Origin of the sequence: Serratia sp. CY76391 (assembly GCF_052166695.1) — a bacterium.
GTDB lineage: Bacteria > Pseudomonadota > Gammaproteobacteria > Enterobacterales > Enterobacteriaceae > Serratia > Serratia nematodiphila.
The window spans coordinates 1-21,387 of the sequence record NZ_JBJNOJ010000012.1 but is presented as its reverse complement, the minus strand read 5'-3'; the positions used below and the strand labels follow the sequence as shown (position 1 = coordinate 21,387).

The following is a 21,387-nucleotide window of genomic DNA, read 5'->3' as shown; positions in this document are numbered from 1 at the left end:
ACTTTCGTATGGTATCCGATTGAAATACTTAGCCTCTTTTCGAACTACGCTGAAAATATCCCGCTATTTGTTCCGGGTGCTGGCGATTTTGCTGTGGTCGTTGGGGGCGCTGCTCACCACCTTTTATATTCTGAATATCCTGCATCAGAAAGAATCTGACATCCGCCAGGAGTACAACCTCAGCTTCGATCAGGCGCAGGGCTACATCCGTCACTCCGCCGACATCATCCGCGACATCAAGTATATGGCGGAGAATCGCCTCAACGGTTCGGTCAGCAGCCTGGACATGTTCAGCGGCGTGTTTCCCGGCAAAGGCAGCCCGCCGCAATTCTTTCCGCTGTACCCGGAGTCCAACTGCGCGCTGAGCACCACCTACCGCAGTTCGCTCGATTCGCTGAGCGGCCTGATCCAGTACTGGAAAGAGAACTTCGTGGCGGCCTACGATCTTAACCGGGTGTTCTTCATCGGCGGCGACAGCCTGTGCATGGCGGAATTCGGCGGCGGCAACGCGAGCGCCAATCGGGAAAACGTGCTGAAGTCCCTGCATGAGCGCATTCTGAAATACCGCAACGCCAAGAATCTGGACAAAGACAACAACCTGTATTGGATCAGCCCCAGCGCGCAGCGGCCCGACATCGGTTATCTGTATGTGCTGACGCCTCTCTATATCGGTAATAAGCTGGAGGCGCTGCTGGGCATCGAGCAAACCGTCCGGCTGGAAGATTTCGTCACCGCCGGCAGCCTGCCGATCGGCGTCACGCTGCTGGATGAGAATAACGAGCCGGTGCTGCGCCTGGCGGACGGCGATCGCTATGCCGCCTCACTGAACCACTATCCCGCAGATCATGCCTACTTCGGCTATGTCGACAATTACCGCGACCTGATCCTGAAGAAAGCGTTGCCGCCTTCGTCATTGAGCATCGTTTATGCGCTGCCGGTTAAAAGCGTGGTGGAACGCTTCAAGATGCTGATCCTCAACGCGCTGTTGCTGAACCTGTTATCGGCTATCGTGCTGTTCACGCTGGCCTGGCTGTTTGAACGCAAGATGTTCTTGCCGGCGGAGGAGAACGCCTTCCGTCTGGAAGAACACGAGCAGTTCAACCGCAAGATTGTCGCCTCGGCGCCGGTGGGCATCTGCATCCTGCGTATCAGCGACGGCACCAATATCCTGAGTAACGAACTGGCGCATAACTACATCAACCTGTTGACCCACGAAGATCGCGATCGCATTACGCGCATCATTTGCGAACAGCAGGCGAATTTCGTCGATGTGATGACCAGCAACAATAACAACCTGCAGATCAGCTTTGTCCACTCGCGCTACCGCAACGAAGAAGTGGCGATCTGCGTACTGGTGGACGTCAGCGCGCGCGTGAAGATGGAAGAGTCGCTGCAGGAGATGGCGGCGGCGGCGGAGCAGGCCAGCCAGTCCAAATCGATGTTCCTGGCCACCGTCAGCCATGAGTTGCGCACGCCGCTGTACGGCATTATCGGCAACCTCGATTTGCTGCAGACCAAGGCGCTGCCGCAAGGGGTCGATCGGCTGGTCAACGCGATGAATAACTCTTCCGGCCTGCTGCTGAAAATCATCAGCGATATTCTCGATTTCTCCAAAATCGAGTCCGAGCAGCTGAAGATCGAACCGCGCGAGTTCTCCTGCCTGGAGGTGATCACCCATATCGCCGGGAACTATTTGCCGCTGGTGGTGAAGAAACGTCTGGGGCTGTACTGCTTTATCGAACAGAACGTGCCGGAGCGCATTTTCGGCGATCCGGTGCGGCTGCAGCAGGTGCTCTCCAACCTGGTGAACAACGCCATCAAGTTCACCGATACCGGCTGTATCGTGCTGCAGGTTTGCACCCGTGGCAGTTACCTGGAGTTCAGCGTGCGCGATACCGGCGTCGGTATCCCGGAGAAGGAAATCTCGCGCCTGTTCGATCCGTTCTTCCAGGTGGGCACCGGCGTGCAGCGCCACTTCCAGGGCACCGGTTTGGGGCTGGCGATCTGCGAGAAGTTGGTCAACCTGATGGACGGCGACGTCTCCGTCGAGTCCGAACCGGGGCTGGGCAGCTTGTTCAGCATTCGCATTCCATTGTTTAACGCCCAGTTCCCAATCCCGCAGGCCAGCGATACCTGGCAGGGCCGGCGGCTGTGGCTGGATATCCGCAATCAGCGCCTGGAAAGTTACCTGATGGCGATTCTGGGCGGCTACGGCGCCGATATCCAGCGCTATGACGGGCAGGATACCGCCGCCGGCGAGGTGATGCTCAGCGATTACCCGCTGATGCTGAACACGCCGCTGCTGGCTCAGATCCAGTTCTCCACCGAACATATCGGTCCATCGCAGGAAACCCGGCCGGGCTATTGGATGCACAGCACCTCTACGCCGCGTGAAACGCTGACCTTAATCAACCGGTTGTTCGGCGTCGGCAACGGCGCGGCAGAGGCGCTGGTACAGCTGCCGGTGCCCGCCAAGGCCAGTGCGGCGGACAACGGCGATATTTATCTGCTGGTGGTTGACGATCATCCGATCAACCGTCGCCTGCTGTCCGATCAGCTGGGGTCGCTGGGGTATCAGGTGGTGACCGCCAACGACGGCGTCGACGCGCTCGGCGTGCTGAAACAGCACCACGTCGATATTGTGCTGACCGACGTCAATATGCCGAACATGGACGGCTATCGTCTGACGCAGACCTTGCGGCAGATGCAGTTCAGCGCGCCGGTGATCGGCGTGACGGCGAACGCGTTGGCGGAGGAGAAGCAGCGCTGCCTCGAAGCGGGCATGGATAATTGCCTGTCGAAGCCGGTTACGCTGGAGACGCTGGAGCAGACATTGGCTTATTACAGCCAGCAGGTACGCTACAACCGCAGCGAGGCCTGAAAAGCAAACAGGCACGGCGGATGCCGTGCCTGTTTGGCGTTAACCTGCCGTGAGGCGGGCTTTAGTCTTTGTCCAACGGCGTCATGCTGACGGACGAGAGGTAGTTGAGCAGGGCGATGTCGTTCTCGACGCCCAGCTTCATCATCGCCGATTTCTTCTGGCTGCTGATGGTTTTGATGCTGCGGTTGAGTTTCTTGGCGATTTCGGTCACCAGGAAACCTTCGGCGAACAGACGCAGCACTTCACTCTCTTTCGGCGACAGGCGTTTGTCGCCATAGCCGCTGGCGCTGATCTTCTCCAGCAGTTTGGAGACGCTTTCCGGCGTGAACTTCTTGCCTTTTTGCAGGGCGGCCAGCGCCTTCGGCAGATCGGTCGGCGCGCCTTGTTTCAGCACGATGCCTTCGATATCCAGATCCAGTACCGCGCTCAGGATCGCCGGGTTGTTGTTCATGGTCAGCACGATGATCGACAACTGCGGATAATGACGCTTGATGTATTTAATCAGCGTGATGCCGTCGCCATATTTGTCACCCGGCATCGACAGATCGGTGATCAGCACGTTGGCGTCCAGCTTGGACAGATTGTTGATCAGTGCGGTTGAGTCTTCGAACTCCCCAACGACATTCACCCATTCAATTTGCTCAAGTGACTTCCGGATGCCAAACAGTACGATAGGATGGTCATCAGCAATAATTACGTTCAGGTTATTCATGTTGTTGGCTACCTTGCTTCAGCAGTCTGCTGACGAAAAAATCAATCTGACTGATGTTATTCTCGATCTCGGGCGCATCACCTTCTGCGATGCGCTGTTCTAACGATTCGCACAGCTGCTTGCCGGGAAGCAGATTTAACATGGCAAACACGCCTTTCAGACGGTGTGCGGTTTGTGACAGCGCATTGAAATCACTGCTGCCCGCCTCAGTATACAGTTTTTTGACATCGTCGGGTACTGTATCGACAAACAGCCCATAGTAATCACTTGATTTCAATTGTTTTTCATAGAGTTGGATATCTTCTGAGCTCAATGAAAGCGGGCTTTCTTCCTGTTCCAGCGCGGCCATTTGCTGTTCGATCAGCATTAGCACGGCGTCGATTAATGCGCCGTTCAGATTATAGTTCACCCGAATGTAGCGTTTATCCAGCGCTTGCCAGCCCGGCTCATCGGTCGCCAGCAACAGGGTGTAATCATCGGCGCGCTGCGGGTTATCGGTCAGCAGCACGTCATAATCGCGGTTGACCGCGCGATCTTCGGCGACGAGGCAGTCGGCGCCGTAGGCCTGCAGCAGACGGGTCACAATGCCGCGCACTTCATCCGACGTGACGTCCAGCAAGGCGGTGACGCCGTCGAGCAGCTTTTCCTGCTCCTGCGGCTCTTTTTTCTCCATCTCCATGGCGACGCGAATGGTGTAGCGAGTGCCGATATCCACCTTGCTGCGAATGTCCAACTGGCCGTTAAGCTTCTTGCACAGCTGATTGCACAGGAAGAAAGTGAGGCCGGAACCGTGGTTGAAGCGATCCACCAGCGTCTGGCTGAGGAACGGATAGTTAAGGTTGCTGATCTCTTCGTTGGAGATGCCGGAGCCGGTGTCGTTGATTTGGAAAATCAGGCGGTCAGGGTGCTCGGGCTCATGGTCGATAACCAGAGAAACCTTGCCGCAGGCGGTGGTGATAATGGCGTAATGCACCAGCAGCGAGATCACCTTGCGCAGCGCGTTGGCGTCGCCGATATAGTTCTGCTCGACGTCCAGCTGGAAATGCTTGAACAGCGCCAGCCCCTTCTGATTCAGGGCAGGCAGGGCCTCAAGCAGCAACTCGTCGATCATCGCCGTCGGGTTGAACGGTTCGCGCGTGGGTTGCCAGTCCTGGGTTTCCAGCCGGGTCAGCAGGGTGATGTTATCGATCAACTCCAGCACCGAAGCCGACGCCGCCGTCAGCTGGCCCAGCAGCGCCTGCTGTTGTTCCTCATCCGGCCGGCTGTGCAGACGGTCGACCAGATCGTGCATCTTGCGTACCGGCTGATTCAGCTCAATGCCAAGATTGTGCAGCATCAGCTTGCGTGCCTGAACGTTTTTGTCGTATTCGCGCCGCGCCTGCTGCAGCCGCTTGTTCACCATCACCTCTTTATCCTGATCGTGCATCAGGAACAGGTAGGTGTCCGGCGACAGCTGGCTGCGAAAAATGCGGATTTCATACACCTCGTTGTTGACCGTCGCCTGGATCACCCCGTGATGCTGTTCGGCCATATGGGCGATCTTTTGCAGGCTGAGGTGCGGCAGCAGGTGCTCGGCGATTTTGTTGCTGGCGATCACCGTATTGTTGGCGAAGCTGTAGACCAGCAGGCCGGAGGGCAGGCTGGAGACGATCTCCTGATTCAGCGCGCGCTCGGCCTCCAGCTCTACCGCCATGTTTTCGCTCGGGCGAATGTACTGGCGGCGGATAAAGTAGATGCTCAGCATCGACAGCGCCAGCAGCAGCAAGTTGACTGCGATCAGCCAAATATTGTTGCGCAGCAGATCGATGGCCAGATTGATGGCCGAAACGCGATACATCACCTTCAGCGGCGCATTGGGCAGAGCGGCGCTGAACTCCACCCAGCCGCCGCTCATCGTCGCATGGGTACCGAGGACGGTTTCCGCCGGGATGGCGCTATCGTCGAGATCGACATCGTCCGGCAGCAGCAGGAAATTGGCGCGGGCCAGATTGGCCGGAATGATGTCGTTGATTGGCAAATCGAAGGCGATCACCGTCGCCAGATGCCCCGGCTGATTGAAAGTGGTGCGAATCGAGAACGAATAGGCGTTCTGGAAGCGCTGCTTGCGCAGGTCTGAAAAGCTCTCGCGTTCGTCGAGCATATTGGCCTGTTGCAGCATCTCGGCGCGGCGTTCATCCGCCGAGGTGGTCAGGTAGCTTTCCCGAAAGCGCGAAGCCAGCTCTTTGAGCGGCTGGGTGGTGATCAGGCTGAGGCTATTGTCCTGACCATTGAGGTAATACATGGCGTAGTTCTCGGTCTTGGCGCCCCAGCGGGTGTCCAGGTAGTCCGAGATGTTGGCGATCATCGCCAGCGTGTTTTCGTCATGGCTGCCGAAGATCACCGCGTCGGTTTTCTTGTGCGGTTTCTCGACATAATAGACATCGGGCCGCAGGCGGGTTTCCTGCAAACCGGGATCGACATTCTGCGCCGGCGCATTGCCGAACTTGTCATAGACCTGATAGGTCATATAGCGGTAGGCATCGATACGCTTTTGCAGCGAACCGGCGATGCTGTTCAGCGTGTACTTCTTTTCCGCCAGCCAGGCGTTGGTGTAGTTGTAGCCATACAGGCCGATGCCGATCGTCAGCAGCACGATAAACAGCAGGAAGCAGCGGGTAATATTGCTGGAGCTTATGGTCAATTGTTTATTTTGCATAGTGGCTGCGTATTCCTGAATCAGCGAGTGACGGCCCTGGCGCTGGCGGCCACCGCCAACAGCAGAGCGGCTACGCAAGCGAAGGCCACCGTCAGGCTGGAAAACTGAGCGATGAAGCCGATCAGCGCCGGGCCGGCCAGAATACCGGCATAGCCGACGGTGGTGACGGAGGCGATCGCCAAGTTGGCCGGCATGTCGCGCTGGTTGCCTGCGGCGCTGAACAGGATCGGCACGACGTTCGAGGCGCCCAGGCCGACCAGCATGAAACCGACCAGCGAAACGGTAGCGTGATTGAAGGCGATGGCCAGGCTCAGGCCGAGAGCGGCACACAGGCTGCCCAGCAGCAGCACCCGGTAGCGGCCCAGCGAGTTCACCACCCGATCGCCATTGAGCCGGCCGAGCGTCATGGTGATGGAAAACAGCGCATAGCCCAGACCGGCCTGGCTGTGTTCGACGCCGCGCAATGTGGTGAGAAACAGCGCGCTCCAGTCGAGCATCGATCCTTCCGCCAAAAACATGATAAAGCACAGAATGCCGATGAACATCACCCAGCCGCGCGGCAAGACGAACATCGGCCCGCCGTCATCGGCGCCGCTCTCACGCAGCAGATGGCGGCTGGCCAGCGTCAGCAGCGCGATCACCGCCAGCACGGTGAGCAGGGTGGATTGCAGCGGCGTCAGCCCCAGCCACAGCAGCGCGCTGACGCCGCCGGCGCCGGCAATGCCGCCGATGCTGAAGAAACCGTGAAAACCGGACATCATCGCCTTGCCGCTGGCGCGTTCGACGATCACCGCCTGCACGTTCATCGCTACGTCGATCATGCCGATCGCCGCGCCGAACAGCAGCAGCGCCGCGGCCATGCCGCCGAGGGAGTCCATCAGCGCCAACAGCGGCAGATCGATGCACAACCCGAGCCCGGCCATCAGGATCACCGCACGGCAACCCAGTTTGCCGGTCAGGAAACCGGTCAGCGGCATCGCCAACATGGAGCCGGCGCCGATACAGAGCAGCAACAGGCCGAGCGAGCCGTCATCGATACCGATGCGCGCTTTGGCGAAGGGAACCAGCGGCGCCCAGGCGGCCATGCCGAGACCGGCGACGAAAAAGGCCAGACGGGTGGCGATCTGTTGAGGAACGCCGGGCGTTTGCTGTTCATTGCACAAGGTGGCTGTCATGTAAGCGTCAGGATCTTGGGTCAAAAGAATGGTGAAAGTTACTGACAGTTTTTATCACAATCCGCGATCCGGGTCGAAAATATTCGTGCCTGACACATCCCTGGCACCGCCTCTGCGCACCAGCCACAGCGCGATAGCCTGGACAATATAGTCCTTTTGCTGTTCGTCCAGTGCGACGCCCTGCGGTATGCCGTGCCACTTTTCCAGACAGCCGCGGCAGCAGGTGGCAGTGGCGTGCTGGGCGACGAACACCGGGTGGCCACGCATCGGGGTCTGCTTGCCGTCGTTTTTAGGATGGGCGGCGGCCAGGCGGCGGTCGATAAAATCGCGGGCATGGCTGAGGATCAGCGGCAATCCCTTACCCTCGAGATAAGTCTGGTCCTTGGCATTTAAACGGAAGCGAGCGCGGAAGGGGGAACTTTGCAGCCGCCGCCACAGCACGTCGGGTTGAAAGGGCATCATGAATTTTACTCGCTGAAGGTGCGCTTTTTTCAGATTACCAGAACTGAATCTCTGCGGCTAATTGTGCCTGCGGCGGGAAATAATCGATGAGATAAAGCACGAAATGAAAAGCAAGTTCAATTTGTAGGCTAAAATAAGGAAAAAGATTAGCAATTAGTGCGAAATTAAATTAATGAAACTATATCATTAGGTTATTTATTTGCGTGCTATTTGTACGGGCTGAAATTGTGAGGAGAGTAGGGAGGAAAATAAAAAACCGGCCAGAAGCCGGTTAAAGGAATGCAGAAATTATCTTCGGATAATGAAGGTAATAATGAAAATAATGATGATAGCGAGGTGATTATAGCGGCTGCGTGTGGTTCGCGTTTTGGCACAATGTGCTTATTGTCTCGCTCAATTGTATGGTTGGCTTTTTTTTCTTAAAGATATGTATAACTACATGATTTTTTATCAATTAGTCTATTTTTTATCTTTAAGTGCTTTATTTTGTTTGTCTGTAATGTTTTGTGAAAGTTCGCGCGTATTTACATTTTGAAACCTTTATTAATTACAATGAAACACTATCGGATACTTGGTATCATTTTCTTTCTGGATTAATATAACCCTTGTTACCAGAATGGTAATGCACAGTCGTGCTAATAATGCTCGAAAAGGGCAGTGGCCGTAGCTCGACATAATTAACGAGGATAATAACGATGAAACTTCGAGTACTCTCTCTGATGGTACCCGCACTGCTGGTTGCAGGCACAGCAGGCGCGGCGGAAATCTACAACAAAGACGGTAATAAACTGGATTTGTACGGTAAAGTAAACGGGCTTCACTATTTCTCCAGCAACAACGGCGTGGACGGCGATCAGTCTTATATGCGTTTTGGCCTGCGCGGCGAAACGCAAATCAGCGATCAGCTGACCGGTTACGGCCAGTGGGAATATCAGGCGAACCTGAACCACGCTGAAAGCCAGGACAACAAGAACTTCACCCGTTACGGCTTCGCCGGTCTGAAATTCGGCGACTACGGCTCCTTCGACTACGGCCGTAACACCGGCGTGCTGTACGACGTCGCGGCGTATACCGACTTGCAGCCCGAGTTCGACGGTATGACCTACGGCGCCGACCAGTTCATGTTCCAGCGTTCCAGCGGCCTGGCGACCTACCGTAACAACGACTTCTTCGGTCTGGTTGACGGCCTGAACTTCGCCCTGCAGTACCAGGGTAAAAACGGCAACGGCGAAGAGACCAACAACGGTCGTGACGTTCTGGGCCAAAACGGCGAAGGCTACGGCATGTCCATGAGCTATGACATGGGCTACGGCATCAGCGCCGCGGGCGCCTTCTTCAACTCTCGCCGCACCAGCGAGCAGAACGGCGCTAACGGTCACCAGAACATCATGGGCCGCGGCGACAAGGCCGAAGGTTACTCCGGCGGTCTGAAATATGACGCCAACGATGTCTACCTGGCGGTGATGTTCACCCAGTCCTATAACGCGGCGCGTTTCGGCAGCTCCGACAGCAGCGTTTACGGCTACGCCAATAAGGCGCAGAGCTTCGAAGCCTATGCGCACTACCAGTTCGACTTCGGTCTGCGTCCGTTCGTGGGCTATAACCAGACCAAAGGTAAAGACCTGGGCCGCGCCGGCAACGGCAAGGACTACGGCGATCAAGACCTGGTCAAATTCGTCGACCTGGGTGCGACCTACTTCTTCAACAAAAACATGTCTACCTATGTTGATTACAAAATCAACCTGGTGGACAACAACGATTTCACCGACGCTGCCGGCATCAACACCGACAACGTGGTTGCCGTGGGCCTGGTTTACCAGTTCTAAGCACCAGCGTGTGAATCACACAGCGCGGCCTTCGGGCCGCGTTTTTTTTTGCTGGTAAAAAGCACGGATTGATCCGTTGTCGGCTCGGGAAGCGCTTCGGCTCGCCTCCGTTCGACCTACGCTGTCAGAACGGAAAACAGAGCGGAGGCTATTATGGAACTCAAGATCGACAGGGTGATAGAAACGGTGCTGTACGTCAGCGATATTGAACGCGCGGACGCTTTTTACCAGGAGGTGCTGAAGCTGCCGACGATGGCCGCCAACGAACGGTTTCGCGCCTACAACGTCGGCGATCGGAGCGTACTATTGTTGTTTATCGAAGGTGATTCGCTGCGCGGGGCGCACTATCCGACCGGGTTTATTCCTGCGCACGATGGCGTGGGGCCGGCGCATATCGGGCTGGCGGTGGCGAAAGAGCAGTTGCCGCACTGGGAACGGCATCTGGTGGCCAACGGCGTGGAGATTGAGGGGCGGATGCGCTGGGAACACGGCGGAGAGAGCATTTATTTTCGCGATCCCGACGCCCATCTGTTGGAACTGGTGACGCCGGGCATTTGGGCTAATTACTGATCGAACCCGCCTTGCGCCAACATGTCCAACGCGGCATTCAGCACCTGCAGCGCGGCCTGTGGTTGCCGCTCTATCTGCACTCTGACGATGGCGCCGTCGATCAGCATCGCCAGCATTGCCGCCCGCTGTTCCCGCTGTGGGCCGGCGGGCAGGTGACGTGCCAGTTCATCCGCCATTTGCCGTTTATGCAGACCGGCGATTTGCAGGCTTTCCGGCAGCAGATCGGCGATTTCCACCGCCGTATTGATAAACGCGCAGCCGCGAAAGCGCGGATCGTCGAACCATTCCGCCAGGCAGGGCGCCAGCGCCGGCAGCAACCCGCCGGTTTGTGCCACATGGCGATCCAGCGCTGTGCTGAACCAGGTGAGCCACTGCTGGTGGCGATAGGCCAAAAACGCCGTAATCAAATCGTTCTTGCTGGGAAAGTGGCGGTAAAACGTCACTTTAGTGACACCTGATTCTTTGATGATGCGATCGATGCCGGTGGCGCGGATCCCTTCCTGATAAAACAGATCGTGAGCCGTCAACAGGATGCGCTGGCGGGCGGGTAAGGTATTGCGATCGGCGGTCATCATTTTCTCCCAGGCTATTTTCGAGTGATTGTAGACAACTCTGTCTACGTGCGCTAGCGTAATAATGTAGACAGAGTTGTCTACATTATTACGCAGGAGATGATCATGAGCATTAAACCCCCATTGCCGCCTTTCACCCGTGAATCGGCCAGCGAAAAAGTGCGGTTGGCGGAGGATGCCTGGAACAGCCGCGATCCTGAGCGGGTGTCGCAGGTCTATTCTCTCGATACCCATTGGCGTAATCGCGCGGAGTTTGTCGACGGCCGCGCGGCGGTGGTCGCATTTTTGCAACGCAAGTGGGTGAAAGAGCTGGAGTATCGGCTGATTAAGGAACTGTGGGCGTTTGACGGCGCGCGCATCGCGGTGCGTTTCGCCTATGAGTGGCGCGATGATTCCGGCAACTGGTATCGCAGCTTTGGCAATGAAAACTGGGAGTTTAATCAGGATGGATTGATGATTAACCGCCATGCCTGCATCAACGACATGCCGATTCGCGAACAGGATCGGCGTTTTCATTGGCCGCTCGGTCGGCGCCCGGACGATGTCCCGGCGCTGAGCGATTTCGGTTTCTGATCCTACTTAGCGGTAGTAGTGTCGCAGCTCGGCGTGGATGGCGGAAATCAGCCGCTTTCGCCACTCCGGCTCGCCTTTTCGGTATTGAGAAAAAAGGTGACCGATAGCCAGGTTATCGCTAATCGGCAGCGCGCTTAACCCGTGCTTGTCGGGCTGGGCGGTAAACCATGGTTGAGGCACTACCGCCAGCAACGGCGCGCGGCGCAGCACCGGCGGAAGTTGTGCGTAGTCGGCGCAGTTCAGGGCAATGCGGCGGTGCAACCCCTGGCGCTCAAGCTGCCGATCCAGCTCGTTTTCCGTTTGTGGCCACGGATGGCAATAATAGTGCGCGTAATCCGCCAGTTCGCTGAAGGCCAGCGCGCGTTTATCTTGCAGGACTGGGTATAGCGGCGGGCCATACAGCGCAATCAGGCGAGTGCGCCCAAGCGCTTCATAATGCAGTGCGCTGGTGCGTTGTTGATGATCGCCCACCGCCAGCACCAGATCGACGCTCCCCTCAAGCAGCTCTTCGCGCCAGGCGCGTCGTTCAAAGTTTTGGCAGTGAATATCGGCATGGCAAGCGGCGCCCTTTTCCGCCAGCAAAGGCAACAGAATAGGGTGCAGAGCGGGGGGCGCCACCAGCGTGAAGCGACGCGGCGCCTGCGGTTGTTGGCCGAACATTTCACTGTCCAGCGAGGAGAACAGCGGCGCCAACTTGTCTTTCAACGACAGTGCAAACAGGGTGGGAACCTGGCGATGTCCTTCTCGGCGAAACAGCGGGTCATCCAACACTTCCCGCAGGCGAGCCAGCGCATGACTGACGGCGGAGGTGCTGATGCCCAGCCGCTCAGCGGTTTTACGGCTGGAACCCGTTACCATCAGCAGATACAGCACTTTCAGCAGATTCATGTCCATTTGTAGAATATTCATCAATTGTCCTTTTTTTAATTGAATACTGTTCAATGTCAGGCCGAGTATACTCCTGCCCGGTTGACACAGACAGAAGAGAAAAATGAAAAAAAGCATGCATTATCTGATGGCGATGGCCTTTTCCTTGAGCTTCTCCACGCAGGCGAAGTTAGACCCGGCGCAGCCGTTGTCTAGCGCTCCGCCATACTCTCTGTTTGAAGAGTGGGCGCAGCCGATAGCGCCGTTCCAGATCTTTGAGCAGGTGTATTATGTCGGCACGAGCAACCTGTCGTCGGTATTGTTGAGCACGCCGCAGGGATTGATTTTGATCGATGCGGGGTTGGAGAGCAGTGCGCCGGGCATCAAAGCGAATATCGAACGGCTGGGGTTTAGCATTAAGGATCTGAAATATATCCTGAACAGCCATGCAAGGCTCGATCAGGCCGGCGGCATTGCGCAGCTGAAACGCTGGAGCGGCGCGAGGCTGGTGGCCAGCGCGGCCAATGCGCGGCAGTTGGCGTTAGGTGGACGGCAGGATTTCGCGTTGGGGGATTCGCTCACTTTCCCGGCCGTGCAAACGGATATTGTGGTTGCCGATGGCGACAGCATCACCCTTGGCGGCCTGACGCTGACCGCGATGATGACGCCGGGGCATCTGCCGGGCGCGACGTCGTGGTTGACCACGCTACGGCATAACGGCAAGCCGTATCGCTTTATCTATGCTGACAGCCTGGCTACACCGGATTACTACCTGATCGGCAACAAAAACTATCCGCAGCTGATTGAGGACATTCGCGGCAGTTTCGCCCGTTTGGCACGGGTGCAGGCGGATATATTTATCGCCAATAAAGGGACGCGTTTCGCTTTAGCCGACAAATGGCGGCGTTTGCAGGCCGGCGATACGCAGGCATTTATCGATCCCGCAGGGCTGCAGCGTTACGTGCAGGAGTCACAGCAGGGGTTTGAAGAGCAGCTGAAACGACAGGAAAACGTCAAACGCTGATCGACGAGCGTAAACCGCACCGATCGACAAATGGGAATTTGTAGAAAAGCCTTTCCACTTCTAGACTTAGGGGACAACAAACGTACTCCAAGAGGACAAGCTATGACGAAGAAGTTGGTTTTGGCCGTCGGCACTGCCGCGGTATTTTCCATTCTTGCCGGCTGCACCGCCTATGACCGCGCAACCAGCTATGTCAATGAGCCGGTGGTCAGCGATGTCAAAGTAGGGATGACCAAGCAGCAGGTGCGGGCGATTGCCGGTCCGCCGTCGACGTCTGCCACGCTGATTCATGCGCAAGGCACTTGCGATACCTATGCGGTCGCGCCGCGCGATGGCAAAGTGCAAACGTACTTTGTCAGCTACAACGACACGGGCCATGTCATGAACAAGGGCTATCAAACCTGTTCCGACTACGATTCGCAGCCGAAGTAATCGCGTTTCAGCCGAACATAAAAGCCTCGCTTTTGCGGGGCTTTTCATTTTTTAAGCGTTTAAGGCCTGAAGTTTAGGCAACTGCACCGCCCATGCCATTTTTTTGCATCAAAATGATAGACATTTCATAACGGTATCGCTAATATCAGCGCCCATTGGAAGGATGGCCGAGTGGTTTAAGGCAACGGTCTTGAAAACCGTCGAGTGTAACAGCTCCCAGAGTTCGAATCTCTGTCCTTCCGCCAAATTCAGCCGGCTTAGCTCAGTAGGTAGAGCAACTGACTTGTAATCAGTAGGTCACCAGTTCGATTCCGGTAGCCGGCACCATGACAGAGGCCCCAGCAGCGATGCTGGGGCTTTTTGTTATGGTATATATGCGCTGGAAAAGTGCACACTAACCAACCGATAACCGGATGGGGGAGGCACCGCGTCAAGCCCATTAATCAAGGGCCGAGCGTTTGCTGTATTCTGGCGGTAAAATAGCCGGTTGAGGAGCCCAGCCATCAGGTTGGGTTTATATATCAGTGACCAGCCACTGATCCGCTTCTTCGAACATCTCTTCCAACATCCGGTTCAGCTTTTCGCGATCGCTTTTGCTGGCGTCGGAATTCAGGCCGTTGGCCTGCATCGGTTTCACGCGCACTTCCGCCTCCGGGAACAGCGCATGCACGCGTTTTTCCAGCTCGCTGCGAATAATCTCGGCGGCGTTGGGCAGCCCAGCGACGTTGCGTTTGTCGTACACCAATTCTACAAACATGACTCACCTGTAAATACTGATTTAATGTACAGTATTCTGGCCTGAGGAAGGCCGGTTGGCAAGAGGGGGGGCGGAATTTTGCATGATGCGATCATTCTTGCGCGGCGCGCGGTAACCTCTGCAACTGAATCACTAATTCCGCCAGGCTGGCGGCTTGCATTTTCTCCATCACTTTCGCCCGGTGAACCTCTACGGTGCGCAGGGCGATATTCAACCGCTCCGCCATTTCCCTGTTCATCATGCCTCGCACCACCAGCTGCGCGATGTCGCGTTCTTTCGGCGTGAGCGTGCGGTAGCGGCCGCAAGTTTCATGGCGTCGCCAGGCTTTGGCCGAGACCTGCCGCGCCCGTTCGAGGGCGGCGATCAGCGGTTCAGCGGCGATCGGTTTTTGCAGGAAGTCCACCGCGCCGTACTTCATCTGCTCCACCGCCATCGGCACGTCGCCATGGCCGGACAGGAACACCACCGCCAGCGTGCTGCCGAGGCGGCGCAGCTCAGCGTAGGCCTGGTGCCCATCGAGTTTCGGCATCCTCATGTCCAGCAAGATGATCCCGGTCTGAAACAGGTTGGCCTGTGCCAAAAAGTCGGTGCTGTCATTCCAGCATTGCACGTCGTGGCCGAGGCTGGTCAGTAAAAAATAGCAGGCGTCGGTGACGGCGACGTCATCGTCCACCAGATGAATTAGCGACATGGTTTTCCTCATCGTTAAATATGAAATGCAGGGTGACGCATAGCCCATTGCGGCTGTCGGGGGCGGGGCGGTTAGCCAGTTGGATCTCGCCGCCGCCATACCGGGCCAGGCGGCGGCAAATGGCCAACCCCAGCCCCATGCCGCCGGCCTTGGTGGTGTTGAAGGGGCGGAAAGCCTGCTCCAGCCCGGCCGCGCTCATCCCGCCCGCGTTGTCCTGCAAACGCACATCGAGCGCCCGTTCGTGCTCGTCGGCAGAAAGCCAGACGGCGTTGGCGCCGGCCTGCGCCGCATTCAGCAGCAGGTTCGCCAGCAGCTGTTCCAGCAGCGCCGGTGGCAGGGTTAGCGTCAGCGAAGGCGCCACGTTGTTGAACAGTTTCAGGTCGGGATAGCGCTGCGTCAGGCGCAGCAGTGCCCACACCCGCTCGGCGGTTTCGTTCACCGCGATGGGGCGCCAGCTCGCCTTGTCTACCGTCTCGGTGGGGGGCTGCACCCACTGGCGCAGGTTATGAATCGTCTCGCCGCCGCGCTGCGCCTGCCGATCAATATTTTCCAGCGGCGTCAGCAGCGGGTGCCCGGCGTCCGTTTTGCGCAGTTGGATCAGGCACCCTTGCGCATAGTGGCGAATGGCTGCCAGCGGCTGGTTGAGCTCATGCGCAAAGCCGGAGGCCATCTCTCCCAGCACGTTCAACTGCCTGGCGTTCTCCAGCGCCTGCTCCTGACGGCGCAGTTGTTCTCCGGCATGGAGCAGCTGTCGCCCACGCCGGCGCACCAGCAGCGCGATCCAGATATGGTTGACGATCAACAGCGCCAGCACCGCCAGCGACAGGCTGACGGCCGTCTGATGCTGGATCAGCCAGCTCTTGATATCCAGCCACAGGCGCCGCTGTTCCGGGTGCTGATTGACGGCGCGCAGCAGCGCTTCCACTGCGCTAGTCGAGGCCGGTGCGCCCCACTGAAAGGGAGACTGCGGCGGTGCGGTCAGCAAGGCTCTTGCCACCGCATCCACCAGTGAGTTATCCAGACCGGGCAGGGCGGCGAACGACCAGTTGGGATAAAGCGGCGTGCTGGTGACGCAGGGCACCGATGTGGGCCGTTGCAACAGCGGGCGAAAATCCGCCGGGTTGATCAAGCCTTCCCGACCCATTTTCTCCAGCAGACAGACGGGAACGATGGCGGCCTGAATGGCGCGCTCGCGCAACAGATAGAGCAGGGCGTCGGCAGGGAAACCGGTAAAGCGCAGGTGAAAATCGCGCTCGGGCCGCATACCGGCATCGCTGAGCGCCTTATAGCCGGTCAGATAGCCGCCGAAGGCCTGCGGCGCGATGGCGCCCACCGTTTTGCCCATCAGCGCCTGCGGCGTCGTTATGCCGCTGTCGCGCCGCACCAAAATCACGCTGCCGATGATGTTGCCCGTTGCCCGATCGCCGTTGGCGGCGCGCAACGACGCCAGCCAGCGCAGATGATAGTGGCTGTTCAACTGCACGAACTGCGCCGGATTAGTGACCACGAACTGCACGCTGCCCCGATTGACCGCTTCGCGCATCTGCGCCAGATCGAGCGGCTGCAGGCGAAAGCGCTCACCGCCGACGCTGCCGTTGAGCCTGTCGATCAGCGGCTGCCAGTCACGCGCGGTCGCCGCATCGCCGCGCATCGCCAGCACGCCGACCGACCACTCGCCCGCCTGTGCCGCCATCCCCCAGCCGAGACTGAGCAGCAGTAATAACACGACCCTCACGGCCCCTCCTGATGGGCAATCTGCCTGCCGTCACTTGTTTTAGATCAACGTTAGGTTCGGTATGTGGTTAACCACAATAGAGCTGAGCCCAATGTCATTTTTACACTGTAAATCATCGACATTGTTTATTCATCTAACGGGCATCAATAGCGTGATCGGGGTGATGCCCAGGACGTGGGAGAGGCGCATGGATTTCGGTAAACGGCAGTTTTTACAGCGGCTGGGCGTGTTGACGGCAGGGGCTTCGCTGATCTCCGTGGCGGAGGCCGGGCTGACGTTAGCACCGACGCGGCGCGAGGGGGATGCGAGCCGCCGTTACGCGATGCTGATCGACCTGCGGCGCTGCGTAGGGTGCCAGGCTTGTACCGTGAGCTGCGCCATTGAAAACCAGACGCCGCACGGTGAGTTTCGCACCACGGTAAACCAGTATCAGGTCAGCCTCGAAGGGGAAGCCGCCGCGACCAACGTGCTGTTGCCCAGGTTGTGCAACCACTGCGACAACCCGCCCTGCGTGCCGGTATGTCCGGTGCAGGCCACCTTTCAGCGCGAGGACGGGATCGTGGTGGTCGACAACAAACGCTGCGTGGGTTGCGCCTATTGCGTGCAAGCTTGCCCATACGATGCCCGTTTTATCAATCACACGACCCAAACGGCGGACAAATGCACCTTTTGCGTGCACCGGCTGGAGGCGGGATTGTTGCCGGCATGCGTGGAGTCGTGCGTGGGAGGGGCGCGGATCATCGGCGATATGCGCGATCCGCACAGCACGCTGAGCAAGCTGCTGCGGTGCCACGAGGCCGAGATAAAAGTCCTCAAGCCGGAGAACCAAACCGCGCCCCACGTGTTCTATCTGGGGCTGGATGACGCCTTCGTCACGCCGCTGCCGGGGCGGGCGCAGGTCGCCTTATGGGGAGAAAGACGATGAGCCGCCAACTGATGATCGCAGAAGTGCTGAGCCAGCCGCAGGCGGTGAGCTGGCTGCCGTGGGCCGTACAATATTTCTTCTTTATCGGCATTGCCGCCTGCGCCGCGCTGCTGGCCTGCGTGTGGCGCTGGCGCGGTGGAGATAACGCCGCGCATCTGGAGCGCATGGCGCTGTTTATCGGGCTGACGTGCGCCATTACCGCGCCGCTGGCGTTGACCGCCGACCTGCATCAAACCGCCCGCTTCTGGCATTTCTACGCCTACCCGACGCCCTGGTCGTGGATGCCGTGGGGCGCGCTGTTCTTGCCGCTGTTTACCCTGCTGATCGGCCTGTGGTTTATCGCGATTGAATTTACGCGGCTGACGGGCAGACCGGTTGCGCTGCTGCGTGGGATAGCGCCCGCCTGCGCGCTGGTGGCTATCGGCCTGCTGTTGTACACCGGGCGAGAGGTTTCCATCGTGCGCGCCCGCCCAATTTGGTTCAGCTACGGGTTTCCGATCGTGATGTTCCTCAGCGCGCTGCAGGCGCTCTTGGCTTTGCTGCTGCTGGCGATGCGCGACCGGCCCGGTCTGCAGGCGCCGCTGGCGCGCGGGATGCTGCTGACGTTACTGCTGCTCGGCGGGGCGATCCTGCTGTGGGTATGCGGCGATACGTTATCCGGCGCGGCGGTACGCCACTGGCTGCAGACGCAGGCGATGGCGCGCCGGTATGCCGCAGGATGGATTGCGCTATGGGGGCTGACGCTGGCGTGCGCCGCCTGGGCCGGCTATCGGCGCTTGCCGCGCGGCGGTGCGCCGCTGCTGGTGGCCGGCGCACTAGGGCTGAGCTGGCTGATGCGCTGGACGCTGTTGATCGAAGTACAAACCATCCCGAAATACAGCGCGTCTAACTCCTCTTATAGCCTGCCGCTCGGCACCGACGGTTTGCTGGCGATCGTCGGTACCTTCGGCTTGTGGCTGGCGTTAATGATCATGGTGCGTGAGGCACAGGCGTTTTTACTGCGGAGAAAACAACATGGCTAAACTCACCCGGCGTCAGTGGTTGAAAGTGGGCCTGGCCTTCGGCGGATTGTCCGCTTTCGGCCTGAGCTATCGTGAAGTCGCCAAACGGGCGATCGACGGCTTGATTCATGGCACCTCAGGGCGGGTGACTCTGGATCGCATCAACGGCAACTCCCTGCCGCCCGAAGGACGGGCAATGCCGGAATGGCAAGGCAATCCGCAGCAGGCCATCTCGATGACCCAGTGTTTCGGCTGCTGGACGCAATGCGGCGTGCGGGTTCGGGTGGACAGGCAGACCGACCGGGTATTGCGCATTGCCGGCAACCCTTATCATCCACTGTCTCAGGAACGGCACGTCGACTCTGCGTTGCCGCTGCAAGACGCGTTGGCGCAGTTGGGCGGCGAAAGCGGCCTTGATGCCCGTTCCACCGCCTGCGCACGTGGCGCCACGCTGCTGGAGGGGCTTTACAGCCCGCTGCGCGTGCTGGAGCCGATGAAGCGCGTCGGCAAACGCGGCGAGGGCAAGTGGCAGCGCATCAGCTTTGAGCAGTTGATCGCCGAAGTGGTGGAGGGAGGTAATCTGTTCGGCGAGGGGCATGTGGACGGTCTGCGGGCGATCCGCGATCTGGAGACGCCGATCGATGCCCGACGGCCGGGGCTGGGGCCGAAAGCCAACCAGCTATTGGTGACCAACGCCGGTGACGACGGGCGCGATAGCTTCCTGCGGCGCTTCGCCCAGAACAGTTTCGGCAGCAAAAACTTCGGCGCGCACGGCGCCTACTGCGGGCTGGCCTACCGTGCCGGTTCCGGCGCGTTGATGAACGATCTGGACAAGAACCCGCACGTGAAACCGGACTGGGAACAGGTCGAATTCGCGCTGTTTATGGGGACCTCGCCGGCGCAGTCCGGCAACCCGTTCAAGCGCCAGGCCCGGCAATTGGCCAGCGCCAGATTGCGCAGCGAATTCCGTTATGCGGTAGTGGCGCCGGCGCTGCCGCTGACCACCACGTTGGCGGACGATCATGGCCATTGGGTCCCGATATTGCCGGGTACCGACTCGGCGCTGGCGATGGCGATGATCCGTTGGATCCTCGACCACCGGCGTTATCAGGCCGATTATCTCGCCATCCCGTCGGAGGCCGCCATGCAACGCGCCGGCGAGAAGAGCTGGACCAATGCCACGCATCTGGTGATCGCCGAGAGCGAGCATCCGCGGGCGGGGCAGCATCTGACGCTGGCCGATCTCAACGGCGCCGGGTCGGCGTCGCCGCTGGTGGTCAACGGCGCGGGTGAGCTGGTGGCGGCCGAGACGTGCGACAGCGCCGAGCTGTGGGTAACCCGTACGGTGACGCTGCACGATGGCGCGCAGGTGGAGGTGAAAAGCGGCTTCCAGTGTTTGAAAGAGGCCGCCGACAAGCTGTCGCCGGAGGCGTACAGCCGGCAATGCGGCGTGCCGGTGGCACGCATCGCGGCACTGGCCGAGGTCTTTACCGCCCATGGGCGCAAGGCGGCAGTGATCGCCCATGGCGGGATGATGGCGGCGAACGGGTTTTACAATACCTGGGCGGTGATGATGCTTAACGTGCTGATCGGCAACCTGAGCCTGGCGGGGGGCGTGTTCGTCGGCGGCGGTAAATTCAACGGCTTCGCCGAGGGGCCGCGCTATAACCTGGTCGAGTTTCCTGGCCTGGTAAAACCGAAAGGGCTGAATATCGCGCGCAGCAAGGCCACCTATGAAACCTCCGACGAATACCGCGAAAAAGTGGCGGCGGGCGTTTCGCCCTGGCCGGCTAAAGCGCCCTGGTATCCGTTCGTCGCCGGGCAGTTGACCGAGCTGCTGACCTCGGCGTTGGCGGGGTACCCCTACGGGCTGAAAGCCTGGATCTCGAACATGACCAATCCCTTGTACGGTATCGCCGGGTTGCGCGGCGTGGCGGAGGAGCGGCTGAAAGATCCGGCGCGTTTGCCGCTGTTTATCGCTATCGATGCGTTTATCAACGAAACGACGGCGCTGGCCGACTATATCGTCCCTGACACCCATAATTTTGAGAGTTGGGGATTCAGCGCCCCCTGGGGCGGCGTCGCCAGTAAGACCACCACCGCGCGCTGGCCGATAGTGACGCCGGCGACTGTGCAAACGGCGCAAGGGCAGCCGATTTCCATGGAAGCGTTTTGCATTGCCATCGCCAAACGCCTGGCATTGCCGGGGTTCGGCGATCGCGCTCTCGGCGACGGCCAGGGCGGGCTGCTGCCGCTCAACCGTGCCGAGGATTATTATCTGCGCGCCGCTGCCAACGTGGCGTTTGCCGGCAAGGCGCCGGTGCCGGCCGCGAGGGCGGACGAACTGGCGCTGAGCGGTGTCGATCGCTTGCTGCCGCAGCTGGCGCAGACGCTGCGCGCCGACGAGATCGACCGCGTGGCGTTTATCTACAGCCGCGGCGGCCGCTTCGCCGATCACGACAGCGGCCGCCGCGACGGCAGCGTGGGCA

At 59.0% G+C, this 21,387-nt stretch carries 18 protein-coding genes and 2 tRNA genes; 11 read left to right on the top strand and 9 right to left on the bottom strand.

Annotated elements, in window-relative coordinates; translation table 11 throughout:
• Positions 1 to 19: 19 nt before the first annotated feature.
• Positions 20 to 2,881, top strand: a complete 2,862-nt coding sequence (gene rcsC, locus ACJ8PN_RS19775; protein WP_171454435.1) for a two-component system sensor histidine kinase RcsC — start codon at positions 20 to 22, stop codon at positions 2,879 to 2,881.
• A 61-nt stretch (positions 2,882 to 2,942) separates the two neighbouring features.
• Here the strand turns inward: rcsC and rcsB are convergent, their stop codons facing one another.
• Genes rcsB through ACJ8PN_RS19755 form a run of 4 tightly spaced genes read right to left on the bottom strand, consistent with a single transcriptional unit; the run spans position 2,943 to position 7,925 of the window.
• Complete coding sequence (gene rcsB / locus ACJ8PN_RS19770) at positions 2,943 to 3,593, bottom strand: response regulator transcription factor RcsB (RefSeq protein WP_004935900.1); 651 nt, start codon at positions 3,591 to 3,593, stop codon at positions 2,943 to 2,945.
• Positions 3,586 to 6,288: a phosphotransferase RcsD gene (gene rcsD / locus ACJ8PN_RS19765; protein ID WP_171454434.1), complete on the bottom strand. Its 2,703-nt coding sequence runs from the start codon at positions 6,286 to 6,288 to the stop codon at positions 3,586 to 3,588. The genes rcsB and rcsD overlap by 8 nt, the downstream gene beginning before the upstream one ends.
• A 20-nt stretch (positions 6,289 to 6,308) precedes the next feature.
• A complete protein-coding gene (locus tag ACJ8PN_RS19760) occupies positions 6,309 to 7,463 on the bottom strand; it encodes an MFS transporter (RefSeq protein WP_031300733.1) in 1,155 nt (384 codons plus the stop codon).
• A gap of 54 nt (positions 7,464 to 7,517) precedes the next feature.
• Positions 7,518 to 7,925 carry a DUF4186 domain-containing protein gene (locus tag ACJ8PN_RS19755; protein WP_015378553.1) on the bottom strand — a complete coding sequence of 136 codons (408 nt, stop codon included), beginning with the start codon at positions 7,923 to 7,925 and terminating at the stop codon, positions 7,518 to 7,520.
• 695 nt (positions 7,926 to 8,620) lie between these two features.
• Between ACJ8PN_RS19755 and ompC the strand changes: the two genes are divergently transcribed.
• Complete coding sequence (gene ompC / locus ACJ8PN_RS19750; protein ID WP_004935890.1) at positions 8,621 to 9,751, top strand: porin OmpC; 1,131 nt, start codon at positions 8,621 to 8,623, stop codon at positions 9,749 to 9,751.
• Positions 9,752 to 9,904: 153 nt separating this feature from the next.
• The gene (locus tag ACJ8PN_RS19745; RefSeq protein WP_021505936.1) at positions 9,905 to 10,321 is read left to right on the top strand and encodes a VOC family protein; all 417 of its coding nucleotides are present in this window, start codon (positions 9,905 to 9,907) and stop codon (positions 10,319 to 10,321) included.
• On the opposite strand, the gene ACJ8PN_RS19740 is transcribed toward ACJ8PN_RS19745, so the two are convergent.
• The gene (locus ACJ8PN_RS19740; protein ID WP_171455089.1) at positions 10,315 to 10,893 is read right to left on the bottom strand and encodes a TetR/AcrR family transcriptional regulator; all 579 of its coding nucleotides are present in this window, start codon (positions 10,891 to 10,893) and stop codon (positions 10,315 to 10,317) included. The two genes, ACJ8PN_RS19745 and ACJ8PN_RS19740, sit on opposite strands and share 7 nt — an antisense overlap.
• 105 nt (positions 10,894 to 10,998) lie before the next feature.
• Between ACJ8PN_RS19740 and ACJ8PN_RS19735 the strand changes: the two genes are divergently transcribed.
• The gene (locus tag ACJ8PN_RS19735; RefSeq protein ID WP_171454432.1) at positions 10,999 to 11,466 is read left to right on the top strand and encodes a nuclear transport factor 2 family protein; all 468 of its coding nucleotides are present in this window, start codon (positions 10,999 to 11,001) and stop codon (positions 11,464 to 11,466) included.
• A 6-nt stretch (positions 11,467 to 11,472) separates the two neighbouring features.
• Here ACJ8PN_RS19735 and ACJ8PN_RS19730 read toward each other — a convergent pair whose 3' ends face one another.
• Positions 11,473 to 12,375, bottom strand: coding sequence for a LysR family transcriptional regulator (locus tag ACJ8PN_RS19730; protein ID WP_015378549.1), 903 nt, complete (start codon positions 12,373 to 12,375; stop codon positions 11,473 to 11,475).
• An 82-nt stretch (positions 12,376 to 12,457) separates the two neighbouring features.
• On the opposite strand from ACJ8PN_RS19730, the gene blaSPR reads away from it, so the two are divergent.
• From blaSPR to ACJ8PN_RS19710, 4 genes are all read left to right on the top strand, one after another.
• Positions 12,458 to 13,357: an SPR family subclass B3 metallo-beta-lactamase gene (blaSPR, locus tag ACJ8PN_RS19725; protein WP_021505933.1), complete on the top strand. Its 900-nt coding sequence runs from the start codon at positions 12,458 to 12,460 to the stop codon at positions 13,355 to 13,357.
• A gap of 102 nt (positions 13,358 to 13,459) precedes the next feature.
• Entirely contained in the window at positions 13,460 to 13,789 is a 330-nt protein-coding gene (osmE, locus tag ACJ8PN_RS19720; protein ID WP_004935874.1) for an osmotically-inducible lipoprotein OsmE, read from the top strand.
• Between the two features lie 157 nt (positions 13,790 to 13,946).
• Positions 13,947 to 14,034: transfer RNA gene (locus ACJ8PN_RS19715), tRNA-Ser, on the top strand.
• Positions 14,035 to 14,040: 6 nt separating this feature from the next.
• A tRNA-Thr gene (locus tag ACJ8PN_RS19710) sits at positions 14,041 to 14,116 on the top strand.
• A gap of 187 nt (positions 14,117 to 14,303) precedes the next feature.
• Here ACJ8PN_RS19710 and ACJ8PN_RS19705 read toward each other — a convergent pair.
• The 3 genes from ACJ8PN_RS19705 to ttrS form a co-directional block, all read right to left on the bottom strand.
• Positions 14,304 to 14,546, bottom strand: a complete 243-nt coding sequence (locus ACJ8PN_RS19705; protein WP_033652519.1) for a DinI family protein — start codon at positions 14,544 to 14,546, stop codon at positions 14,304 to 14,306.
• A gap of 91 nt (positions 14,547 to 14,637) precedes the next feature.
• Entirely contained in the window at positions 14,638 to 15,237 is a 600-nt protein-coding gene (ttrR, locus tag ACJ8PN_RS19700) for a tetrathionate respiration response regulator TtrR (protein WP_442535169.1), read from the bottom strand.
• Positions 15,209 to 16,930, bottom strand: coding sequence for a tetrathionate respiration histidine kinase TtrS (ttrS, locus tag ACJ8PN_RS19695; protein ID WP_253718556.1), 1,722 nt, complete (start codon positions 16,928 to 16,930; stop codon positions 15,209 to 15,211). Before ttrS ends, ttrR begins: the two co-directional genes overlap by 29 nt.
• Before the next feature lie 229 nt (positions 16,931 to 17,159).
• Here ttrS and ttrB point away from each other — a divergent pair, with 229 nt between their 5' ends.
• The 3 genes from ttrB to ACJ8PN_RS19680 all read left to right on the top strand — a co-directional run.
• On the top strand, positions 17,160 to 17,897 hold the full coding sequence (gene ttrB, locus ACJ8PN_RS19690; RefSeq protein ID WP_351109428.1) for a tetrathionate reductase subunit TtrB: 738 nt from the start codon (positions 17,160 to 17,162) through the stop codon (positions 17,895 to 17,897).
• Positions 17,894 to 18,919 carry a tetrathionate reductase subunit TtrC gene (gene ttrC, locus ACJ8PN_RS19685; RefSeq protein ID WP_351109426.1) on the top strand — a complete coding sequence of 342 codons (1,026 nt, stop codon included), beginning with the start codon at positions 17,894 to 17,896 and terminating at the stop codon, positions 18,917 to 18,919. Before ttrB ends, ttrC begins: the two co-directional genes overlap by 4 nt.
• Positions 18,912 to 21,387 (top strand): molybdopterin-dependent oxidoreductase (locus ACJ8PN_RS19680; protein ID WP_442535168.1); only part of this gene is annotated, 2,476 nt, incomplete at its 3' end. The genes ttrC and ACJ8PN_RS19680, both read left to right, overlap by 8 nt.